Origin of the sequence: Streptococcus constellatus (genome assembly GCF_902167705.1) — a bacterium.
Classification (GTDB): Bacteria; Bacillota; Bacilli; order Lactobacillales; family Streptococcaceae; genus Streptococcus; species Streptococcus constellatus_A.
In genome coordinates, this window is the sequence record NZ_CABHMZ010000023.1 from 1 (window position 1) to 4,090 (window position 4,090).

A 4,090-nucleotide genomic window follows, 5' to 3' on the forward strand; every position below is an offset into this window, starting at 1 on the left:
GATGAAAATGGTATTGCTCTTACAAAGGCTCTTTCTGATGGGAAGTACATTGTAAAAGAGAAGTCACCAAAATCAGGTTACATAGCCAATAGTAAAGAGTTTGAAGTGGAAATGAAAGGAGAAGGTGTTCCTTTAAATATTTCTAACAAACGGGAAACAGTTGACTTTGAAGCAACAAAAAATTGGAAAGGTGGAAATGCCTCTAATTATAAACAGGTTAAATTAGGCTTGTATTTTTACAAAAAAGGGCAGACGATTGCTGACGCAAAACCTACCAGTAAAGAATATACACCTGAGGTAACTAATAACAATGGTGTCTACACTTATAAATGGAAAAATCAACTTCCTAAGCTTGATATTGATGGAACTGAACTAGTGTATACAGTTCGTGAGTTACAAGATAAAACCGACCTTCCTTTGAATGCAGGTGATAAGGTTACAGTAGATGGTAGTAACTACGTTGTCTCTTACAATGCTGAAATGACAGCTGTAACGAATACATACGAAGTTCCAAAGACAAACGTGACTGCTAAGAAAGTATGGGTTGGTGGTAAAGCAGATGCTCGTCCAAAATTCTATTTCAAACTGTATCGTACATTAGAAGGTGGCACTGAGGAAGAAGTTACAGGTGCAGAGCTGAAAGAAGTTCCGAAGACCGATGGAACTGTTGAATGGACGAATCTTCCTGCCACAGATGCAAATGCCAAGAAGTACACTTATAGTGTGAAGGAAACCGATAAAGATGGCAAAAGCATTGATGAAACAGTACGTGGCTATACTCCAACGCAAACAGATGCTACGACTATTACGAATACATATAAGTTATTGCCAACCACGACGGATATCTTCGTCGCAAAAGAATTAACTGGTAAACGTCCAACTCCTCTTCAAGCGGATGAATTTGAATTCATCTTGAAAGATGAGAAGGGAACCGAAGTTCAACGTGCTAAAAATGATGCCAATGGTCAAGTTGTCTTCAAGGATATTCCTTTCGACAAGGAAGGACTGTACAAATTCACTGTTGTTGAAGCAAATGGAGGTCAAACGATTAACGGTGTGACCCACGATTCAAGAAGTGTCGGCGTCACAGTTTCTGTATATGATCCTGGGCAAGGTAAACTTGTTGCAACCCCTCTTTATGACCAGATTTCTGCTTTAACAGCTCCTTTTGCGAATTTCGCAACTTCGGACTCATCACTTCCTCCTGGAGCCATTTCTGTCATTGATAATGGTGGAATTCAGAAATTCGTAAATACTTATAAAGCAACTAAAGTGAAAGTTCCTGTTGCTGCAACGAAAACATTGATCAATAAGAATACAAATGAACCGATTCAGCTTAAAGGTGGGGAGTTTGAATTCACTTTGTTCAATGAGGACGGTAACGAAGAAAAGACTGCGAAAAATGACAAGGATGGAAATGTCACATTCCCAGAATTGGAATTCGACAAAGCAGGTACTTACACTTACACGATCAAGGAAGTGAAAGCAGGTACAACAGAAAATGGCATCACTTACGATGCTAAGACAGTAACAGCTACAGTAACGGTAACCGATGATGGTAAAGGTAAACTGAGTGCAAGCGTTGCTTATGATGGCGATGTTACATTCACTAATACCTACACTCCAGCTAAAACTCAGGTTTCTGTAACGAAAGTCTGGGACGATGATAACAACCAAGATGGTCTCCGTCCGACCAAGATTACTGTCAATCTTCTAGCAGATGGCGTTAAGCTTGAAACAAAAGAAATTCAAGCTGCTCAAGATGGTACTTGGTCTGCTACATTTACAGATCTTCCAAAATATAAAGATGACAAAGAAATCAAATATACTGTAACAGAAGAACCGGTTGAGGGTTATGTTTCAGAAATTACTGCAGATACAGCGACTAACTTTACCATTAAAAATACCCATGCCCCAGCTACAGTCTCAGTTCAAGGGACAAAAACTTGGGATGATGGCAACAACCAAGATGGCAAACGTCCAGACAAGATTAAGGTTCTGTTGAACAAGACAGTTGACGGCGTAACGACGAAGGTTGCGGAACAAGAAGTAACCAAAGCTAACTGGACTTATGAGTTCAAAAACCTGCCGAAATTTGAAGGTGGCAAGGAAATCACATACTCTATTGACGAAGAAGCTGTTGAAGGCTATGTCAAAGCCATTGACGGTTATAACCTGAAGAACAGCTACACTCCAGCTAAAACGCAAATTCCAGTGAAAAAAGTCTGGAATGATGCCGACAACCAAGATGGCAAACGCCCGGCTAAGATTATTGTTAAGCTCTTAGCGGACGGTCAAGATACAGGCAAGACTCTTGAATTGTCAGAAGCTAATGGCTGGGCCGGTAGCTTCACAGAGCTTGATGCTCACAAAGGTGGTAAGGCAATTGATTACAAGGTTGTAGAGGCTACTTCAATCACAGGTTACACAACTGAAGTGACCGAAGATGCAGCAACTGGCTTTACGATTACCAATAGCTATACCCCAGAAACAGTGGATATCAAAGCGACGAAGAATTGGGATGATGCCAATAACCAAGATGGTAAACGTCCAAGCAGTATCACGATTAACCTCCTAGCCGACGGTGAGAAGGTTGATTCCAAAGAAGTGAAAGCAGCCGCAGATGGTACTTGGAGCGCTGAGTTCAAAGCTAAAGCTAAGTATAAAAATGGCAATGAAATCAAGTACACTGTAACAGAAGAAAAAGTGACAGAGTATGAGACCAAAATTGAAGATTTCAATATCATCAATAAATATATTCCAAAAGCTATCGAATACAAAGTCACCAAGGTTTGGAATGATGCCAACAACCAAGATGGCAAACGTCCAACAACTGTGACTGTGCAGCTTTATAAATCAGTGGCTGGTTCAGAACCAGTAGCGTTAGAAGGTAAAACGCTCACGATAACAGCAGAGAACAAGACAGATGACAATACTTGGGTAGCTTCCTTCACCAATCTTCCACAGTTTGAAAATGGGCAAGAGATTGCTTATTCTATCCAAGAAGTCAATGTACCAGAAGGCTACACAGAATCTGTGACTGGTCAAGTGGTGACCAACACCCATGAACCAGAAACCATTGTGATTACAGGTACGAAAAAGTGGGTTGATAACAACAACCAATACGGCAAGCGGACAGCAACTGTCAAGGTTCAAATTCTGAAAGGCAACACAGTCGTTGATGAAGTTGAAACTTCAGAAGAAAAAGGCTGGGCCTTTGCATCAAAACCATTACCGAAGTATGAAAATGGAGAAGAAATTGCCTATAAGGTTCAAGAAGTTGCCGTAGAATCTTACGAATCAGAAGTTAAACCATCTGGAAACAATCAATACACGATTACAAACACATTGACACAAAAGATAGCCATCATGGGACAAAAGCCTTGGAATGACACCAATAACCAAGATAATATTCGTCCTACTGAAATCACAGTTCGTTTATTGGCAGATGGCAAAGATACGGACAAAGTAGCGACAGCGAGTGCAGCAACTGGATGGAAATATAGTTTTGAAAAACTTGCCAAATATGAAGCAGGTAAGGAAATTACTTATACGGTGGAAGAAGTTGAGGTACCAGAAGGTTACACACCGAAGGTAGATGGTATGAATATCACGAATAGTCATACACCAGAGAAGCCACAAATTCCACAAACCCCACCAAGTACACCAGAGAAGTCGAAGAAGAGAATTCTCCCATCCACAGGTAGTCAAAATTCATTCTTGGCAGTACTTGCAGGTTTGTTCACCTTAAGCGGAGCTGCTTACTTGTTAAAGAAGAAGGCGTAATTCTATCATCAAATAGAACAATGAAAGTCCATTAGAGAAATCTAGTGGGCTTTTTCAGACTCATTGTCAACTGTAGTGGGTTGACTAGACCTAAGAATGAGAGAGCAGTAGCTCTCTCATTCTGCTTGTTTTCACTCTGAAACGACAGGGAGTCTTCCAAGAGGGTCAGAAGGGAGCCAATACAGGAAAGAATAGGGATTAGCAGTCTACAGCTTCTTCGTTCATGATATTCTAAAGAGGTAAGAACAAGGAAGGAGAAGGAAATGGAGTTCAAGGAGTTGTATGGGAAGGTAAGGGGGATTGT

1 protein-coding gene is annotated in these 4,090 nt (G+C 40.7%); it reads left to right on the forward strand.

Going from position 1 to position 4,090, the window contains the following annotated elements; translation table 11 throughout:
* The coding region (locus FQ204_RS07065) for a Cna B-type domain-containing protein (RefSeq protein WP_222103233.1) at positions 1 to 3,786 on the forward strand (3,786 nt) is incomplete at its 5' end.
* Positions 3,787 to 4,090: the final 304 nt, after the last annotated feature.